Source organism: Cohnella endophytica, assembly GCF_003628305.1.
Taxonomy (GTDB): Bacteria; Bacillota; Bacilli; order Paenibacillales; family Paenibacillaceae; genus Cohnella; species Cohnella endophytica.
The window spans coordinates 52,284-70,233 of record NZ_RBZM01000014.1; the positions used below are offsets into that span (position 1 = coordinate 52,284).

16 protein-coding genes are annotated in these 17,950 nt (G+C 54.5%); 5 read left to right on the top strand and 11 right to left on the bottom strand.

The genetic code is table 11. The features are described 5' to 3' along the window. Window positions 1-26 precede the first annotated feature (26 nt). The 7 genes from D7Z26_RS25170 to D7Z26_RS25200 form a co-directional block, all read right to left on the bottom strand. On the bottom strand, window positions 27-1,067 hold the full coding sequence (locus D7Z26_RS25170; RefSeq protein WP_120979795.1) for a response regulator: 1,041 nt from the start codon (window positions 1,065-1,067) through the stop codon (window positions 27-29). Between the two features lie 21 nt (window positions 1,068-1,088). After that, window positions 1,089-1,928, bottom strand: coding sequence for a CheR family methyltransferase (locus tag D7Z26_RS25175; RefSeq protein ID WP_120979796.1), 840 nt, complete (start codon window positions 1,926-1,928; stop codon window positions 1,089-1,091). Then, a complete protein-coding gene (locus tag D7Z26_RS25180) occupies window positions 1,925-5,605 on the bottom strand; it encodes a response regulator (RefSeq protein ID WP_120979797.1) in 3,681 nt (1,226 codons plus the stop codon). The genes D7Z26_RS25175 and D7Z26_RS25180 overlap by 4 nt, the downstream gene beginning before the upstream one ends. Beyond that, the gene (locus D7Z26_RS25185; RefSeq protein ID WP_120979798.1) at window positions 5,595-6,761 is read right to left on the bottom strand and encodes a PP2C family protein-serine/threonine phosphatase; all 1,167 of its coding nucleotides are present in this window, start codon (window positions 6,759-6,761) and stop codon (window positions 5,595-5,597) included. The genes D7Z26_RS25180 and D7Z26_RS25185 overlap by 11 nt, the downstream gene beginning before the upstream one ends. 115 nt (window positions 6,762-6,876) lie before the next feature. Beyond that, window positions 6,877-7,200, bottom strand: coding sequence for a general stress protein (locus tag D7Z26_RS25190; RefSeq protein WP_120979799.1), 324 nt, complete (start codon window positions 7,198-7,200; stop codon window positions 6,877-6,879). Window positions 7,201-7,264: 64 nt separating this feature from the next. Further along, window positions 7,265-7,675 carry a hypothetical protein gene (locus D7Z26_RS25195; RefSeq protein WP_120979800.1) on the bottom strand — a complete coding sequence of 137 codons (411 nt, stop codon included), beginning with the start codon at window positions 7,673-7,675 and terminating at the stop codon, window positions 7,265-7,267. Window positions 7,676-7,698: 23 nt separating this feature from the next. Further along, entirely contained in the window at window positions 7,699-8,157 is a 459-nt protein-coding gene (locus tag D7Z26_RS25200) for a DUF948 domain-containing protein (protein ID WP_158602440.1), read from the bottom strand. Between the two features lie 174 nt (window positions 8,158-8,331). Between D7Z26_RS25200 and D7Z26_RS25205 the strand changes: the two genes are divergently transcribed. From D7Z26_RS25205 to D7Z26_RS25220, 4 genes are all read left to right on the top strand, one after another. Beyond that, window positions 8,332-8,496, top strand: coding sequence for a DUF1328 domain-containing protein (locus tag D7Z26_RS25205; protein WP_120979802.1), 165 nt, complete (start codon window positions 8,332-8,334; stop codon window positions 8,494-8,496). Between the two features lie 336 nt (window positions 8,497-8,832). Then, window positions 8,833-9,876, top strand: coding sequence for a nucleotidyltransferase family protein (locus D7Z26_RS25210; protein WP_120979803.1), 1,044 nt, complete (start codon window positions 8,833-8,835; stop codon window positions 9,874-9,876). Continuing rightward, complete coding sequence (locus D7Z26_RS25215; RefSeq protein ID WP_120979804.1) at window positions 9,873-11,054, top strand: glycosyltransferase family 4 protein; 1,182 nt, start codon at window positions 9,873-9,875, stop codon at window positions 11,052-11,054. Before D7Z26_RS25210 ends, D7Z26_RS25215 begins: the two co-directional genes overlap by 4 nt. Next, a complete protein-coding gene (locus D7Z26_RS25220; RefSeq protein WP_120979805.1) occupies window positions 11,044-12,279 on the top strand; it encodes a hypothetical protein in 1,236 nt (411 codons plus the stop codon). Before D7Z26_RS25215 ends, D7Z26_RS25220 begins: the two co-directional genes overlap by 11 nt. A gap of 65 nt (window positions 12,280-12,344) precedes the next feature. Here the strand turns inward: D7Z26_RS25220 and D7Z26_RS25225 are convergent, their stop codons facing one another. Together D7Z26_RS25225 and D7Z26_RS25230 are read right to left on the bottom strand one after the other, a co-directional pair. After that, entirely contained in the window at window positions 12,345-13,538 is a 1,194-nt protein-coding gene (locus D7Z26_RS25225; RefSeq protein WP_120979806.1) for an RluA family pseudouridine synthase, read from the bottom strand. A 125-nt stretch (window positions 13,539-13,663) separates the two neighbouring features. Beyond that, window positions 13,664-13,918: a hypothetical protein gene (locus tag D7Z26_RS25230; protein WP_120979807.1), complete on the bottom strand. Its 255-nt coding sequence runs from the start codon at window positions 13,916-13,918 to the stop codon at window positions 13,664-13,666. Between the two features lie 261 nt (window positions 13,919-14,179). On the opposite strand from D7Z26_RS25230, the gene D7Z26_RS27620 reads away from it, so the two are divergent. Beyond that, window positions 14,180-14,509 carry a hypothetical protein gene (locus D7Z26_RS27620; RefSeq protein WP_199731782.1) on the top strand — a complete coding sequence of 110 codons (330 nt, stop codon included), beginning with the start codon at window positions 14,180-14,182 and terminating at the stop codon, window positions 14,507-14,509. A 79-nt stretch (window positions 14,510-14,588) separates the two neighbouring features. Here D7Z26_RS27620 and D7Z26_RS25240 read toward each other — a convergent pair whose 3' ends face one another. Next, on the bottom strand, window positions 14,589-15,257 hold the full coding sequence (locus tag D7Z26_RS25240) for a tetratricopeptide repeat protein (RefSeq protein ID WP_120979808.1): 669 nt from the start codon (window positions 15,255-15,257) through the stop codon (window positions 14,589-14,591). Between the two features lie 96 nt (window positions 15,258-15,353). Beyond that, on the bottom strand, window positions 15,354-17,873 hold the full coding sequence (gene hrpB / locus D7Z26_RS25245; protein ID WP_120979809.1) for an ATP-dependent helicase HrpB: 2,520 nt from the start codon (window positions 17,871-17,873) through the stop codon (window positions 15,354-15,356). Between the last annotated feature and the right edge of the window lie 77 nt (window positions 17,874-17,950).

A 17,950-nucleotide genomic window follows, 5' to 3' on the forward strand; every position in this document is an offset into this window, starting at 1 on the left:
TCGCAAGCAATCGTTCGGCATTGTCCTTAATCGCTTGGGGGGAACCCTTTGCCTTCCTCCGTTACGGACGATTCCAGAAGCAACTCACTCACTCCGATCAGCCCGTTCATCGGAGTTCGAATTTCGTGGCTGATGACGGCCAGAAACTCGCTCTTGGCGCTGGAAGCCCGTTCTGCCGCGTTCTTGGCTTCTGTCAGTTGGCGCAACGTCCCCTTACGTTCCGTAATATCGCGGACCGTACAGGCAAATAAGCGTTCGCGGTTAATTAAGGCTTGCCCGAGCTGAATCTCGGCTTCGAAGGCGACCCCGCTCTTGCGAACGGCGACCCTCTCGCTTACCAACCCCGTCAAATAACGAACGGGATCTCGATCTTCGTTAAGCCCCGTCGTTTCCGCCCGTTTCATCTCCTCCAGACTCGGGAGCAATTCCCCGGCGGAGAGGCCGATCAGTTCTTCGGCGGCATAACCGAACAGTCTTTCCAAGGCGGGGTTAACCGATCGAATCGTACCGTTAATGTCGAAAGTAAACATGCCGTCTATCGAAGTGTCGAAGATCATCCTGGATTTGGCTTCCTCCGTGGAGAGCTCGTAGGTCACTCGCAACAGTTCCGCGTTGACCGACTCCAATTCCTCCTTCTGTCGGTATAGCTCGTTCCGCTTTGCCTCCAGCTCCCGGTTGTTCTGGTACAACCGAACGAAGCCGGCTATTTTCGCTTTGACGATGGACGCCGTAACCGGTTTGATTAAATAATCGATCGCTCCGGCCGAATACCCCTCGAACTGATCGACGGCTTCGCGGTTGTTCGCGGAGATGAACAAGATGGGCGTATCTTTGGTTCTATCTCTTGCCTTGATGAGCCGAGCGGTCTCGAAACCGTCCATTCCCGGCATTTGCACGTCCAATACGATAACCGCGAAATCTTCGCGCAGTAAATGGCGCAAAGCTTCTTCTCCGGATTCCGCCCTGACCAAGCGATAACCTTCCCCGGCCAAAGTCGCTTCCAGCGCGAGCAAATTGTCCGGGTGATCATCCACGATAAGCAGCGAAACGGGTTTTAAATCAGGCACTACGGCCTCCTCCTAACCTAGTTAACGCATTTTCCGATACAATCGGTACTGCTCGTTCCAAGTGTCGTATTTGTCCGCCTTCGGCGTGAACGCGATCGATTCCTTATCTCCCACGACGAGAAACCCTTCATTCGCCAAGCTCTCGTAGAACAAACGGTGCACTTGATCCCGCAGCTGCGAATTGAAATAGATCATGACGTTGCGGCACAAAATGACGTGAAATTCGTTAAAGGATCTGTCGGTCACGAGATTGTGGCGGGCGAACACGACGTTATTCCGTAGGTACGGCTTCAGAATGACGACGCCATGATCGGAGTCGTAATAATCCGAGAACGACTGAATGCCTCCGGCGGCATGGTAATTTTTCGTGTATTGCTTCATCCGTTCGATCGGAATAATTCCGTCCTTGGCCTGCTGCAGCGCGCTTTCGTTAATGTCGGTCGCATAGATCCGAGTCTTGTCCAGCAAGCCTTCTTCATGCAAAATAATGGCCACAGCGTGAACTTCCTCGCCTGTCGAGCAGCCTGCGTGCCAGATGCGCAAGTTGGGAAGCTGCCTTAGGAGGGGGACGACGTCTTCGCGGAAAGCTCGGAACATGGCCGGATCCCGAAACATCTCCGTTACGGGAATGACCATGTCTCCCAACAATCGTCCAAACGCTTCCGGCTGATGAAGGACCCGCTCTTGAAGGGAAGAAACGTTGTTCAGGCCTTCAAGATGAATACGATGCCAGATTCGGCGGCGTACCGATGCATAAGAATAATTGCGGAAATCGTAACCGTATCTGCGAAAGATGCCTTCCAGCAGCAAAGCGATCTCTATTTTCTCCAGGTCGCCGTCCGTAGCCTGTTGTAAACTCATCGATGCAGCCACACCCTCATTAACGATAAAAGTTGCTCCGTGTTCACCGGTTTCGTAATATAATCGGACGCCCCGGCTTCGATGCATTTATTCCGGTCGTCCTTCATCGCTTTCGCCGTTAAGGCGATAATCGGGAGCCTGCTCCACTCGGGATGCTGCCGAATCCGCGTAATCGCTTCATAACCGTCCATCTCCGGCATCATAATATCCATAAGAATCAGATCGAACTCCGAATCCTCCTCCAGCTTGTTCAACGCTTCGACTCCGTTCTCCGCGTTGACGACCTTCATATTCCGATGCTCCAGCACGCTAGTCAGTGCGAACACGTTACGGACGTCGTCGTCTACGAGCAAAATTCTTTTGTTATCGAACGTCGACTGTCCTTTATTCAAATTGTTCAGCAGATTGCGCTTATCATCCGGAAGACCGGACTCTAGACGATGCAGGAACAACGTCGTTTCCTCCAGCAATCTTTCGGGCGATTTGACGTCCTTCAGTACGATCGATTCGGACAAGGCGCGCATCCTTCTAATCGTCCGATCGTCTTCTTCTCCGTCGCCATATACGATAACCGGAATGCTCCGCAAGGATTCGATACGGTGAATTCGGGCAAGCAGTTCGACGGCTTCGTCGGCGGGCAGGCCGGAATCCAGCACGATGCAATCGTATGTTTCATCGTTTAACCGATCCCATGCGGTAGATGCGTCCGGAACGGCCGAGACATCGACGTCGTCATGAACGATCAACTCCGTCAAAGCGTCGCGCAGTTCATCGTCGTGCTCGACAAGCAACAACCGTTTCGGTTTTCTATCCAGTACTTTCGCGATATTGACGAATACCCTGTCCAATTGTTCCCCGTTCGCCGGCTTCTGCAAATGATCGATCGCCCCCATGCGCAATCCTTGCTGGGAATACTCCGTAACCGAAACGACGTGAACGGGAATATGGCGCATCTGCGGATCGCTCTTCAATTCGTTAAGGATCGACCACCCATCCGTAACCGGCAATTGAATGTCGAGAATAATCGCATCCGGACCGTACTTCCGTGCCATTTCCAAACCCTCGTCTCCCCGGAGAGCAACGATCGCTTTGAAGCCTCTCGAGCGAGCCATCTCGATAAGGACGTTCGCGAAGTTAATATCGTCTTCCACGATCAATAACACTCGGTCTTCCCCGGATAACGAATTTCGATCGTCTTCCAGCTGTTTTGCCGGCTGCAATCGCATTTCCGATCCTATTTGTCCGGAAAACCTCATTTCCGAGGCGACCGCGGCATACCCGGCGGCATGCCCCTCTTGTTCTTCCTCTGAAGCATGGACCAAGGTAAGACGCTCAGGAATGATGAGCGTAAACGTACTTCCTCCTCCATTCCTCGCTTCAAGATGTATCCATCCTTCAAGCAAGTGGGCAAGTTCGCGGCTGATCGTCAAACCGAGTCCCGTGCCTCCGTACTTCCGGCTCGTGGTACCATCCGCTTGGCGGAACGCTTCGAAGATCAATTCCCGCTTCTCTTCGGGGATTCCGATGCCCGTATCCGATACGGACAAGGCGACGTACGTGATCCCCGGCTTCCTTCTATCCGTGTCGAGCTCTTCCTCGTTCGGAATGCGAACGTGTACGACAACTTTACCGCTTTCCGTGAACTTAATCGCGTTGGACAATAAATTGCGCATGATTTGTTTGATCCGATGCCCATCCGTCCAAATTGCTTGCGGAATGTCATCCTCTTTTTCGAAAGCGACCCCGAGATTTTTGGATTCCGCCATCGGTCCGAATTGGCTGCTTAGGAACGTCGAAATATCGTCTAGCACCATCCATTCCGGATGAATGTCCATTTTACCCGCGTCAACCTTGGACAGATCCAGAATCTCGTCGATCATTTTCAGTAAATCGTTTCCGGAGAGATGGATCGTGCGCATATATTCGCGCTGCTTATCCGTCAGGTTTCCTTCCTTGTTTTCCGCAAGGAATTCGGACAAGATGAGCAAGCTGTTAAGCGGAGTCCTTAATTCGTGGGACATATTGGCGAGAAACTCCGATTTGTATTTGCTTGCCAACGCGAGTTGCAAGGCTTGCCTCTCCAGCTCGGAATTGGCTTGCGCGATCTGGCGATTCTGAAGTTCTACGCGCCGGATATGCTGTTCGAGATCGAGAGCCTTAACCGTCAATTCCTGATTCGTATGCTCCAGCTCTTCTTGCTGTTGCTGCAGGCGGAGCTCCGACTTCTTCAAGTCCCTCTGTTGGAGCTCCAGCTTGTCGTTCGTGCCTCGGAGCTCTTCCTGCTGACTGACGAGTTCTTCGGATTGGACTTGGAGTTCCTCCGTCATCGCCTGGGATTCGCGCAACAATTCCTCCACCCTGCGGCGGGAAGTGATATTGTTCAGAATCGTGCCCAGCTTGTCGCACAACGAAACGAGCAATTCCCTGTTCTCCGAATCGAATCCCGAGACGGACGCTACTTCGATTACGCCGATCGGCCTATGATCGTTCAGAATCGGATGCACGATCAGCGACTTCGCTTCCGTCTCGCCTAAGGCGGAGCCGACTTTCACGTACCCGCTTGGCATCCCGTCGAGAACGATCGTCTTGCCGTCCTTGAAACATTGACCCGCTAGTCCTTCTCCCGGCCGTATCGCTTCGGGCACGCTCGCCGAACCGTCTTCCCCGGTATCCCCCGATATCGCGTAGGACCCGGATAACTCCAAAAGCCCGCCGAAAGCTAACGGATTGTCCAAATAAATCACTCCGTAGTTCGCGCCCAGGACGGGAGCGAACTCGGATATGAACAATTGGGCAGCCGCCTTCGCGTCCGAGCCCGCATGCAAAAGTTCGGTTACTCTAGCGATTTGAGCGTTCATGCGGGCTTGTCTCTGCTGAGCGCCGGAGAGCAGGGCTTCTCTCTCGTTCTTGTTATGAAGATCGAGAGCGATTCGTTTAAATAAATGCGCTAATTCGCCCAATTCGTCTTTGGATTTGATTTCGACCCTATTAAAGCTTCGGAGCTTTCCCTTCGCGAACCGATCGGCCATTCCTCCTAGCATGTTCAGGCCACTCGTGATGCTCGGGAAAACCCAGAATACGATTCCCGTTCCCATTAGCAGTCCGAATACGATAATAATAGCGACCATTCTCACGGACCGCGAGTAAAGCTCCCTGGAATCTTTCATCTCGACTTTCATTGCGTCCTCTTGCAACTTAACCAGCTGGTCCAACGAGTCTATGACTTTCCGTTGTTGGTCTCTAAGGCTTTTGGTATAGAGACTGCGCGCTTCGTCTATTTTATTCCCGTTGATTAAACCGATGAATTCCTTTAACGTCGTCCCATAAATCGTCGAGGTTTGCTTAATATCGGCCACCTCGACTTGCTCCGCGTTGTCGAGTTCGAGCGTCGACAGCGTCTTGAATTGTTCTCCCGCGTTCGTAAGCCGGGTAGTGATGTCTTGTACGCCATCGGTTTTGACTTCTTCGCCGAGAATCATGTCGTTCATGACCCGGGCCGCTGCATTAACCTCTCCCCGTACCGCCAGCGCAAGCGTCACTTTCTCGAAACGGTTGTCGTAGAAATGGCTAATGGAGTGGTTCATCTGACTCAATCGTTGGTAGCCGAAGGAGGTTATTCCGATCAGTAACAATAAGAGCAGCGAGAAACCGATCGCCAGCTTCGCTTTAATCTTCACTCGGCGTTCCTCCCGGCATGACTTGTATTCTTACCAAGCAACGATCGTCCGAACGGCCGTCCAGCGGCTGGCACGTAATAAGACGCTCGATGCTTTCTTCATCCTTCTTGGCTTGATGAAGAAATTCCCCAAGCTGCTCAAGTTGCGCTTCGTCTTCGCCTTGAAAAGGACCCAAAATACCGTCCGTGTACAAATAGAGCGTATCCCCGGGAGCGATGGAAATACTGCTCGCCACGATATCCAAATGCTCGAACAAACCTAATGGGGCGGAGCCGACTTCGAGCTTCCGGGGAGGAAATCCATCGTCCGAGTATAGTAACCCCGACGGATGGCCGGCGTTCGCGTACTCCGCCTTCCCTCTTTCCAGATCGAGGGTCACGTAAATCCCCGTGCAGTAATATTGGATAAGCTCGTTCTCGCATTGAAGGCTCATCAATCTTCGGTTCAACTCGTTAAACACGCGAACCGGCGACCATAGCGTCCGCATGGACTCCTTCAGAATCGACGCAATGAACATGCTGACGAGCGAGGAGGACAGGCCATGACCCATGGCGTCGATGACGGCGATCGCCCAGCGATTGTCGTCTATTTTGTGCCACGCGTACAAATCGCCCGCAAGCTCCTCGGATGCCCGGAAGTACGCCTGAATTCGGATGTTCGCGTCAACGACCTGATCCGGCAGAACCGATTCCTGAACTTGACGGGCTAGCGTCAGCTCTTGGCGCATCCTCGAATCCCGTTCCTTGTGCCAATCGAGCTCCCGCTTCAGCTTCAGCGCGGAACGGATGCGGGCCAGCAACTCCGTCTTGTTGATCGGCTTCGTCACGAAATCGATCGCTCCCGCATCCAGCGCTTCGGCAAGCTTCCGGGAATCCCCGATCGCGGTAACCATAATGACCGGGATGTCTTTGAACAGAACGTTCGCCTGCAACCTGCGGCACGCTTCGATGCCATCCATCGCGGGCATCATGAGATCCAATAAAATCAAATCGATCTGCGGGCACGGGATTCCGTCCGCGGCGACGGGATTGCCGAGAATACCGAACATTTCTTCCGCGGAGTAGGCGATCTTTAATTGCTCGTACCCGGCTCTTCTCAGCATCTCTTGAATTACCATTACATTCGTTGCGTTATCGTCCACGATCAGAATAGCCATCTTTATCTTGTCTCCTCGGATCTATCGTATATGTCCAGTCGAACAGCAAACGCGAATAAGGAATGAGTCGCGGATCGAACCGCTCTCATTCCTTATTCCCATATGCTCTTAGGCCTTAATGGCGGGCCATTACCAACACTTTGCCGTTATCGAGCTCCGTCTCGTACATGCTCGCTTCGAAGGAGTCGAACCCCATCGATTCGATCTTATTCCGAAGCGCGTCCCCGCGTTTGCGAAATAGATTGGCTACCGTATCGAACATGCCTTCCTCTTGCACGCCTACCGTATTCGCGTCCGCGACCTCGGCTAGACGATCCGTCCGGTCCCGCTCGTGAGCCAATACGTAAATTTCCTTCTGCGTGTAACCTTGGCGATGCAAATCGTTCACGACGTCGAATGCTTCAAGTCCGTTGTTAACCAATTTCGCATAAGCTTTCATGGTTTCTCTCCTCCTCTGTTGTCGTCTCTGATTTCTATTAAACCATTATCCCTAGGATGAAACATCAGATTCCGCATGGGGCAAAGAATAAATCTAGCGAGACCGCGTTTCCTCGTTTATCCTTGAACACTTTTAGAGCTTCTCCGTTATCGCCGACGATGCCCCATCCGTCTTCCGCGATGTAATTAGCAACGGATCCCTCGCATAAGCCGACGTTCGTGCCCTCTTTATAGTTCCACGTTTCGCAGCCTTTCCGCAAATCGGACCGCGAATTCGCGGGCGTTCCCCATGCTTCTTTCACATCCGACGCGGTCTCGCCCAAGCGGATTCCTTGCAACTGCCATGGAGTCGCGGACTCCGCCGGACTTGCTCCGGGCATTGTCGCAATTGGAAGCGGCGTTACCGGAGCCGCCGCGGCAGGCGCGCTCCCGCCGTTCAACAACGAGGAAAAAAGATAGAGCCAAGTAATCAACATGGTCGTAATTCCTCCTTCGTTTCCTAATTGGAGTCCAGCTTCCTTTCATTCCAACCTTGCTTCAAGCTGGTCGCTACACGCGAGCCCATAACAACCCATTGCAACCAAGAGGGAATCCGCTGCTGTCCTTCCGACGAAGCCGCTTGTTTCCGAACGGAATGCGCGAAACCTTTGGCTGCTTCCCGCGCCGTTCCCGTTAATTCGCTAAGCACGATTCCTACGTCCTGAACGGCGTCGAATAAAGGGTCCGTCGACTTGAGCTTGCCGCGAAGATCGTCGGCGACGTCGTTGACGCTTTCCGCGAGCTTCTTCACTTCCCCTTGCAATCCTTCGACGGTTTCCTTCACTTCCTGCATCGCGGACCGCGCCGTGCCGAGCGATCGTTGCGCCGTTCTCAACAGAGCGATCAGGAATCCGCAAAGCACTACGAATGCCGTTGCCGCTACCGCTACGATCCAAACTAGAATGTCGTTGTTAGCCAAGTACACCCCTCCAATTCACTCGCGTAGTTATCAATTCGTTACCCCGACGGATAGCCGGGCGAAACAAATTCAAGCCGAAGATTCGGCGTCGGTACTCGAGGGTAACCTAGCCATAACACGGAATCGGCAAGGGACGCTTTCCTAACCCGAGTCCACATCAAAGGAGGAGTTACTATGTTGCAATGGGCATTGATTTTCTTCGTCGTCGCCATCGTCGCGGCTATATTCGGATTCGGAGGACTCGTAAGCGCAGCTGCAGGCATCGCGAAAATCTTGTTTTTCATCTTCTTGGTTCTATTCGTCATTTCGTTCTTCGCCGGTCGTCGAACAAAGTCATAAAGCCCGTCCGGCAAGGCTTCGAGCCGGACGAGCCAATTGGATAATGGTTGCGGCATGTTCCTTTTTCAGGTAAAGTAGGCATTAGATTCAGGCTAACCTTTCTTGCTTGTTCGGACTATCGGGTTAAGCTCATCCACTGAACTTCGCAGACATTGCCGCCTATTTGCCGCAACCGAACCTCTAATCGATACAGACGCTTCCCTAACGCTTATGCGCGATGGGAAGCGTCGTTTTTTTTCGCGGGGGGAGGTGATTGAAAGAATAACGAATGCGTTAAATGGTAGACAGTTGACCCTGAGGGGAAACACATCAATTCACACGGAGGTTGATCCTATCATGAAAGCATTATTTCTCGCCGGCGGTTTAGGAACTAGGCTACGTCCACTGACGGAACATCTTCCGAAGCCGATGGCCCTGGTGGGTAATCGCCCTTGGTTAGAACACCTGCTGTTGCATTACAAAGATCAGGGCGTAAACGAATTCGTCATCGCCGTTAAACATTACCGCGAGCTCATCGAAAGCCATCTCGGAGACGGCTCCAAATACGGCGTACGCATCGACTATGCCGTGGAGAAGGAACTTCTGGGCACCGCGGGCGCGATCAAAAACGCCGAACACCTGCTAAGCGACCGCTTCATCGTCGTGAACGCGGATATTATCCATCAAGTGGACTTGAGGTCGGCCTTGAGATTCCACGAGAACCATGGCGGAGCGGCTACGATCTGCTTGACGGAGGTGGATGATCCCTCCCACTACGGAGTCGTCGAACAGACGGATAACGGCCGAATCGTCCGTTTCATCGAAAAACCGAAAAAAGAAGAAGCACCGTCAAATCGGGTCAATGCCGGCATATACATTATGGAGCGCAGAGCTCTGGAACTAGTCCCTTCCGGAAGAGCGGTTTCCATCGAGAAAGAAACGTTCCCGCTTCTGATCGATAACGGTAGCGGCGTATACGGTCATCCGATCGGCGGTTACTGGATGGATATGGGCACGAAAGAGCGTTACCGACAGCTCCACTGGGATTTGCTAGACCGCAGATTCCCCGTCAAGATCGAGGGTAAGGATATGGAAGGCAAAGGTATCTGGCTTGGCGACAACGTTCGAGTAGGCCAGGGCGTTCTGTTCGTTCCTCCCGTCATGATCGGGGATGACGTAACGATCGGCGATCGCGCCATTATCGGTCCTTACGCCGTCGTAGGCAAAGCCAGTCGGATCGGCAATCAGGTCCGCTTGGCTAATTCTATTTTGTGGGATCGCTGCAAAGTGCGGGCAGGCGCCCAACTCAATGACTGCATATTCGGTTCCGGCATGCAGGTAGGTCCTCATATTTTGCACGAAGCCGTATGTAATCGTAACTTGGAGGTGCAACGCCGATGAATAATCGTTTTCCTCAAATCGCCTATATCAGTACTTACGTTCCTAGGAAGTGCGGACTTGCTACTTACACGCACCATTTGCGCGAAGCGATCGCGCATGCGAAAGGAAACATGCCTTTGGATGCCGTCGTTACGATGTGCAATCCGGATGAACGAGAAGATTACAAGGAGCCTTGGATGCTCCCGTTAATGAAACAAGAACCGGAAGAATACCGCAAAGTCGCTGATTTGATCAACCAAAGCTCGGTAGACATCGTTTCCTTGCAGCATGAATTCGGAATTTTCGGCGGAGAAGCAGGATCTTATGTCATCGAATTATTGCGAAGATTGAAAAAACCGGTCGTCACGACCTTCCATACCGTATTCGAGCATCCTGTGACGCCTTATTCGGAAGTACAAAAACAGATCGCCCAATGGAGCGATCATATGATCGTCATGAACCGCAAAGGAATCGGCTACTTGCACGACAATTTCGAGGTTCCGCTGGAGAAAATCACGTTCGTTCCGCACGGGACGCCTGTGCCGAACCGAACCGATCGCGCCAATGTGCGGAAGGAGATGGGTTGGGAGCAGCGCAAGGTCCTGTTTACCTTCGGTTTGCTCGGCCGCAGCAAAGGAATCGAGCTCATCCTGAAAGCGATGGCGACCGCGGTTCAAGCGGTTCCCGAGCTGCTGTACGTAATCGCCGGCCAGACGCATCCCGAGGTGCGCAAGCATGAAGGTGAAGCATATCGCGATGAGCTCAAAACGCTCGTTCAAGATCTTGGCCTTGAACACCACGTCCAATGGATCGACCGATACGTGCCGGAGGACAATCTCGTTTCTCTTATCTCCGCTTGCGATCTCTACGTCACGCCATACCCGGGCATGGCTCAAATTACGAGCGGCACGCTCGCATACGCCGCGGGGTTAGGGCGTCCGATCTTGTCGACGCCGTACGTATACGCCAGAGATCTCGTGCAAGGGCACGAGGAAATGCTCCTTCCGTTCGGCGAAGCCGAAACTTGGAGCTCTAAGATCATCGAGTTATTCACTTATCCGGGAATGCTCGGCGAATGGGAAAGCGTAATGGCGGATATCGGGCGTACGATGCATTGGCCGCACGTAGGGGCGCAACACCTGCGGCTATTCGAAAAAGTCATTGTCGAGCGGAGGGATAAGATCGCCGATGTCGGTTAATCTGGGCAGTCCCCGCACGCGCATGTTGCCCTCCTTCGCCCATCTGCGCCGCCTGACGGACGATACGGGAATATTGGAGCATGCGCTCGGACGAATACCGCGACGTCGGGAAGGATATACGACCGACGACAATGCCAGAGCCCTGTGGACGGCTACGGAATGGCTCAACCTCGGTTCGGTTCACCGGAAGCAGGACGAACGGGAAGAGCTTCACCGTCTGACCGATATTTACTTGGCCTTCATGTTATGGGCTCAAGACGAGAATGGCTGGTTCAAGAACAACTTCGCATACGATCGAACGTTGGAACCCGAAGAAATTTCCCACGACTGCCAGGGGCGCTCGTTCTGGGCGTGCGCCGATGCTTGGATTCGACTTGAAAGCCCCCAACGCGATACCGCGAAAGCCATCGTCGAACGCTGCCTTCCCACGATCGTGAAGATCGACTCTTTGCGAGGTCAAGCATTCGCAATGGCGGCAAGCGCGCATTTGCTGGAAGCATCCGACACGGGCCGTATCTCGATTCCCTCGGACATCGAGAGTGAACTGAGGCACCATCTGCCGCGGCTGGAAAAACTTCTTAACCGGGCGTTTCGCGATTTTTACTCCGACGATTGGCGCTGGTTCGAACCGGCGATGACTTATAGCAATGGCGTTCTGCCCTGGGCGATGCTTCGAACGTACCGTTACACCCGTAATCGGGAAACGATGAGAATAGGCTTGGAAAGCCTATCGTTCTTATTGGAGGTCATGACCTCCGAGGAAGGTTGGTTTAGACCGGTCGGCAATGAAGGATGGTGTACAGCCGACAATGGAAGCGTCAGCCGCTGGGATCAACAGCCTCTCGAGTTATTCAAGCTCGCATTGGCTTTGGAGGAAGCTCGCGTAGCTACGGGGCTGGCTTCCCAAGATCAGTCGGCACGCCTAGTCGGTAGCGTACGAAGTCAAGGCGCCTACGATGTTCGTTCGGACAGAATCGGCGCGGCGGGCTCGCTTGACGGACGATCGAGTCAAGGCAGCGGGCTTGGCAGTACCGACTTGTATTTCTCTTTACGCGAGAGGTGCATTGATTGGTATTACGGGGACAACGACTTGGGCGTCTCCGTAGTCGATCCCCGCGATGGAAGCTGTTGCGACGGCTTGACGAAATGCGGCCCTAACATCAATTGCGGCGCGGAAGCGACCATCTCGTACCTGATGACCGAAGCTTTGTGCCAGCGATACTAACACAAAAACCCTTTCCAAGGCGCACCATTATGGCGTTACTCGGAAAGGGTTTTTCGTATGTCGGCTTATTTATGCCGAAGCTTGTTGAGCGATTGCGCGATGTCGTCCGGGAGCGGAGCGGAGATTTGTTGCTTCTCTCCCGTCCACGGATGGCTCCAAATGAGCCGTTCCCCATGCAACGCTTGCCGGGAGATGACTCCACGTTTGCCACCGTAGAGTCCGTCTCCGGCCAGCGGATGGTTGATCGACGAAAGATGAACGCGAATTTGATGCGTGCGCCCGGTTTCGAGTCGCAAACGCACGAGGGTATGGTCGTCGAAACGTTCGACGACTTCGAAGTGGGTGACCGCCGGATCCCCGGTATCGCTTACTCTCCTGCGAGTCGAGTGATGCCTGTCCTGCCCGATCGGCTTATCGATTTTCCCTTTGTTGCCTTCGACGTAACCTTCGGCCAAGGCTACGTAGATCCGCTCGATCGTTTTCTCGCGCATCGCCTTATCGTACTGGTAGTGCGCGAATTCGTTCTTGGCATAGAGTACCGGTCCCGTCGTATCCTTATCTATGCGATGAACGTGGCGAATCCGGATATCTTGCCCCGACATCTCATAATAAGCGGCAACCGCATGCGCGAGCGTCTTGCGCTGGCCCTTCTCGCTCGGATGTACCTCGATGCCCGCCGGTTTATTGACGATAAGCGTAAACTCGTCCTCGTACAAAATATTCAATTCCATCCAATCGGAAGGGAAATCCCTGTTCTCCCGAGGGAACAGATGCAACCGTAGATTCGGTCCTTGGAGAATGCAGCCCTTCGTTTGCATCAGCTTCGTCAGATGCTTGGGCGGAAGCGGCAGATGCCGGGCGATTATCGCCATCGGGGCGCCAACCAGATGATCGGGCAACCGGATGTCCATCCATTCGCCTTTGATCCGCCCCATGCCGATCAACGATGCGCTGCCCCCGCCGCTCTTCGATCCTGCCGGGCTTGCTACCTGCCCGCGCCTGTTCGCTTTGCCGAATGACTCGTCGCGCGGTCTTCCAGGCTTCCGGCCCCCTTGCGGCGGCCGATCCCCGATCTTCTTCGCGATAGCTCCCCCTGCCCCAGCTTTGAATCCCGGCTTGGCGCCTGATCTTAAACCTGATCTCGCTCCCGTTCCGGAGTAAACCGCTTCCGATCCGCCGCGCCCCCTGCTTCCGTTCCTATCGTTTCCGCCAGTCGGCTTCGAACCGCCGCGCTGCCGATTTCTTCCTGCTCCACTCATGCCGTCGTTCCTCCGATTCCAATCCGCGCCCGCCCGTTCCGAGCGAGGCTTTGCCGACCAATATACGGGAACGACCGCGCAAAGTCAACCCTAACGGATTGAGATTTTCCATGAGCGCTTCCGGCTTATCCGCCGAAATCCCTACGAGTTCTATGATTGTCTTCCAAGAGCTTTCGAACCTCTCTCATCTCTTGCCTCAGCGATTCAAACTCTTCCGAAGTAGACTTGAACGTCTTAAGAAATCCGATTCCGATTACGATCATGATTAACGCGTGGAAAGAGAATGAGGATGAGCCAACAAGACTCACTACGAACAAGACCGCACCGTAGAGGAGCACCAGCCATGCAAGTACCTTCGCCCAAGTGAAATCTCCGTACACAAAAATCCCTCCAGTGAAAAAGAATGAAACGCGGCAAGACGAACTTACGACGGCATCTTCTATCCTTAAAGCGTCACATTTCCCATTCGACTTTCATAGGAACATCTGACGTTATTAGCCGTATTCGCTCGACTGCCCCCGATTTCGATGAATGTAGTCATTATACAACAAAATAACACCGTTGCCACAATTTGACTAAAGCCTTAACGTGGAGATTAGGGGATTGTCCCCCTTAACACGACTCCGGGAGGTAATATCGAGATGGACTTGGACGCTCAAGAAGTAGAAGTAGTAGAGGGATTGGAAGCGGATGCAGAAGTAGAAGCTGCCGCTGAAGAAGTCGAGGTAGAAGCAGTAGCCGAGGAAGCCGAAGCAGAAGCGGTTGCCGAAGAGGCTGAAGCTGTTGCCGAGGAAGCAGTAGCGGAAGAAGCGGAAGCCGTGGCTGAAGAAGCAGAAGCGGTTGCCGAAGAAGCGCAAGAGGACGAAGTAAGCGCGGAAGCCGTCGCCGAAGCGGACGAGCCTGCCCTTGCTGAGGTTGCTGCGGATGAACCGGAAGCGGCTGAAGAACAATCCGAATCGGTCGTTGACTAATTATTCATCCTCATCCAAACGATGAAAGGGGCTTTCCCGCATGGTCTCACTCGACCGATGGGAGAGCCCCTTGCCGTTATCAGCGATTACGAAAAAAGCTACGCAGTGCCCACTTCCGTTCGTGTCTTCTTAAATATTTCGGCAATGATCGGTAAAGCTGCAAGCATTCTGCGTAAGCACCGCTTGCCTCCTCCCGGTTTCCTAAATCCGCGTAAATCGTTCCCAGCCGATAATAGGCTTCGCAAGAAGACGAATTAACCTCCTTGAATTGCCGCAAATATCCGATCGCTTTAACCGGCTCCCGCTTAGCCAACGATTCCGCCAACTTCAGATAAGGCTGCCCGTATTTGACTCTCGGGCTGATCGATAGAGCTCGCAGCATCTCCCGTTCTCCGTCCTCCGCGTGTCCGAGCGCTAAGTCGCAAGCTCCCAGATCGCTCCAATATTCCGCGGAGTGCTCCATCCGGGATTCGATCGAGCTCAGAATTTCCTTCGCTTGGCCGTATCGCTTGCTCTCGATAAGCAAGCGCGCGAGTTCGGATTTGGCCGATACGTCGTGCGGACTCAAGTGGAGCTGCCTGCGCCATTTCGATATGGAACCTCGTCTCCGGAACGGCCGGACGATGCTCGGGGACATTCCGATAAATCTACGTTCCAGCGCATACACGACGATAAGTAAAACGATAATCGCGATAATCGGGCTTCCGAACAACCACGTCAATCCGACGAAAAGCAATATTTTACTCATCATGTCCTCCTATTTATAAGTGCCCGTTGCGTCATTATCCATAGCCGTACACAAGATCATATGCTTTAGATTCATCTTGAAACCTATACATGAACATTACTTGCCCGGCGGTTTCGCGCGGCGCGTCGCTTCGGCTTCCAGCGGGTTATCCGGCCAATAATGCTTCGGATATCGGCCTTTCAAATCTTTGCGCACCTCGAAATAGCCGTTGCTCCAGAAGCTCGCCAAATCCCTTGTCACTTGCATGGGGCGTTGCGCGGGAGATAGCAAATGAAGCGTAAGCGGAACGCGTCCGCCCGCGATGCGCGGCGTCTCCGGCAAGCCGAAAAGCTCCTGCAGCCGGACGGAAACCGCCGGCGCATCGATATCGCTATAATCGATCGGAATGCGGGAACCGCTAGGTACCGTCCAATGCGTCGGCGCATCTTTGTCGAGTTCGCGACGTTGATCCCAAGACAGCATCGACTCCAGCAAATCCTTTAGATTCAATTTCTGGAGGTCGCCGCGTCCCTTCATTCCGCCGACGTAACCGTCTAACCAATGCTCCAACGTGCCGAGTAGCGCCTCGTCCGACAAGTCCGGCCAGGAGACGTCGTGATGACGCGTGAACACGGTTCTTTCCTGCAGTTGCCTCGCGGCTTTCGTCCACGGCAGCATTCCCAGTCCCTCCGCGCGGATGCCTTCGAACAACACTTGCTGGACGGAGTCGGCCCGCGGCTTGTGAAGGGGCGTTTCTTCTATTAATATAGCGCCGAGTTTCTTTCGAGCGCGCCCCCGGACGGATTTCGATTCGGAATCCCAGAAAAGGTGGTTTTCGACGGCGAACGCCTCTTGCAGATGCTCGGCTAATAACTCGTACGATACGGTTGCCGCCAACCGAATCCGGCTGTCCGTTCCCGCGTCGTCCACGTCCGCCACGACGATCCATGACTCGTGCGCCAACGGTTGGCCCGGAGCGAACGCCGCGCCCCTTCCGCCGCTGAGCAAAAATTTGCCGTTATCCCGCTGGCGGCCGATCCGGTCCGGATAAGCGAAGGCGAGCAACAGCCCGCAATCGTCCAAGCTCTCCGCGGTTTCGGAGGCGCCGCTCACGGTCAGCGCCTCAAGCTCGCGCCGCGTTCTGCGCGCCTCTTCGATAAGCCTGCCGCGCACGGAAGACTCGACGGAGTGCGCATAAGCGCCACGTCCGCGTAGCGCCTCCAAGCGAATTCGGAGATCGGCGTTCGGCGCTTGTCCGGCGGATGCCCGAATTACGTCCCTTTCTCCAAGTAAAGCGGCTAATTCGCACGCTAAATCTCCAAGCCCGATCTCTTGCGCGCGAAGCAGCATATGGGCGATGCGCGGATGCTTGCCTAGCAACGCCATTCGCTTGCCGTGTGCCGTAACGGCCGTTCCGTCGCGACTTAACGCCCCGAGCTGAACGAGCAGTTCGCGCGCCTGTTGCAATGCCGGCGCGGGCGGCGCGTCCAGCCATTGCAACTCCGAGACGTCTTGCGCTCCCCACACGGCTAGTTCCAGCAGCAGCGCGGACAAATCCGCCTCGGCGATTTCGGGCGCGCTACGCGGGGCCAGAGCCGACTGCTCCTCCGCGCTCCACAACCGGTAACACGTTCCCGGCATAAGTCGTCCGGCTCTTCCTCGACGCTGATCCGCCGAAGCTGCCGACACCGTCACGGTTTCCAAGCGTGACATGCCCGTGCGCGGCGAGAACCGTGATACGCGCATAAGGCCGCTGTCGATGACGACGGTAACGCCTTCGACGGTTAAGCTCGTCTCCGCCACCGACGTAGCGAGCACGACTTTGCGCATACCTGTGGGGAGCGGCGCCAATGCCGAATCTTGGGCTTCGGCAGTCATGCTGCCGTATAGCGGGTGTATGCGCACCGAAGAATCCGCGGCACTCCCTAGCCTGGATCTCAGCTTACCTTCCGTGGAACGAATCTCTCCGACGCCGGGCAGGAAAACGAGCACATCTCCGTCATGCGAACGCAAGGCGTCGGCGACCGCTTGCGCAACCGCGTCGTCCAAGTAAACGCCGCTAGGCTTAGGCCGATAGACCGTCTCTACGGGGAAACTGCGTCCCTCGCTTCGGATGATCGGCGCTCCGCCGAGCAAGCCCGCGACGGGCTCCGCCTCGATCGTGGCGCTCATAACCAGCAGCTTCAGATCATCGCGCAGCAAATCCTGCGACTGCAAACTAAGCGCCAAGCCCAAATCCGCCTGCAAGCTCCTTTCGTGGAACTCGTCGAAAATAACGAGTCCGACTCCATCCAAAGCGGCATCGGATTGCAGCATTCGGGTCAGCACGCCTTCGGTGACGACCTCGATTCTCGTCCGTGGACCGATCTTCGTGTCCAGCTTGACCCGATAACCGACCTTACCTCCGACCGTTTCTCCTAGCGAGCGGGCCATATACGCCGCAGAACTTCGGGCGGCCAGCCTGCGCGGCTCGAGCATGACGATTTTGCGGCCCGCGAGCCACGGCTCGTCCAGAAGCGCAAGCGGCACTCTCGTCGTTTTGCCCGCTCCCGGGGCGGCGACGAGTACCGCATTACGACCCTCCCGCATCGCATTTCTCAAATCGTCCAGCACTTCATCTATAGGGAGGTTCGTCATCTCTTGCCTCGTTGCTCCTTTCGAATGTTCCGATCCGAAATCGTTCTACATTGAAGCTTAACACGATCGGCGGCAAG

Excerpts from the sequence above, each read along its gene's own strand:
- D7Z26_RS25175 (WP_120979796.1), bottom strand. The coding sequence starts at position 1,928 with ATGAGTTTACAACAGGCTACGGACGGCGACCTGGAGAAAATAGAGATC.
- D7Z26_RS25185 (WP_120979798.1), bottom strand. The coding sequence starts at position 6,761 with ATGGCTATTCTGATCGTGGACGATAACGCAACGAATGTAATGGTAATT.
- D7Z26_RS25190 (WP_120979799.1), bottom strand. The coding sequence starts at position 7,200 with ATGAAAGCTTATGCGAAATTGGTTAACAACGGACTTGAAGCATTCGAC.
- D7Z26_RS25195 (WP_120979800.1), bottom strand. The coding sequence starts at position 7,675 with ATGTTGATTACTTGGCTCTATCTTTTTTCCTCGTTGTTGAACGGCGGG.
- D7Z26_RS25205 (WP_120979802.1), top strand. The coding sequence starts at position 8,332 with ATGTTGCAATGGGCATTGATTTTCTTCGTCGTCGCCATCGTCGCGGCT.
- D7Z26_RS25210 (WP_120979803.1), top strand. The coding sequence starts at position 8,833 with ATGAAAGCATTATTTCTCGCCGGCGGTTTAGGAACTAGGCTACGTCCA.
- D7Z26_RS25215 (WP_120979804.1), top strand. The coding sequence starts at position 9,873 with ATGAATAATCGTTTTCCTCAAATCGCCTATATCAGTACTTACGTTCCT.
- D7Z26_RS25220 (WP_120979805.1), top strand. The coding sequence starts at position 11,044 with ATGTCGGTTAATCTGGGCAGTCCCCGCACGCGCATGTTGCCCTCCTTC.
- D7Z26_RS25225 (WP_120979806.1), bottom strand. The coding sequence starts at position 13,538 with ATGAGTGGAGCAGGAAGAAATCGGCAGCGCGGCGGTTCGAAGCCGACT.
- D7Z26_RS27620 (WP_199731782.1), top strand. The coding sequence starts at position 14,180 with ATGGACTTGGACGCTCAAGAAGTAGAAGTAGTAGAGGGATTGGAAGCG.
- D7Z26_RS25240 (WP_120979808.1), bottom strand. The coding sequence starts at position 15,257 with ATGAGTAAAATATTGCTTTTCGTCGGATTGACGTGGTTGTTCGGAAGC.
- hrpB (WP_120979809.1), bottom strand. The coding sequence starts at position 17,873 with ATGACGAACCTCCCTATAGATGAAGTGCTGGACGATTTGAGAAATGCG.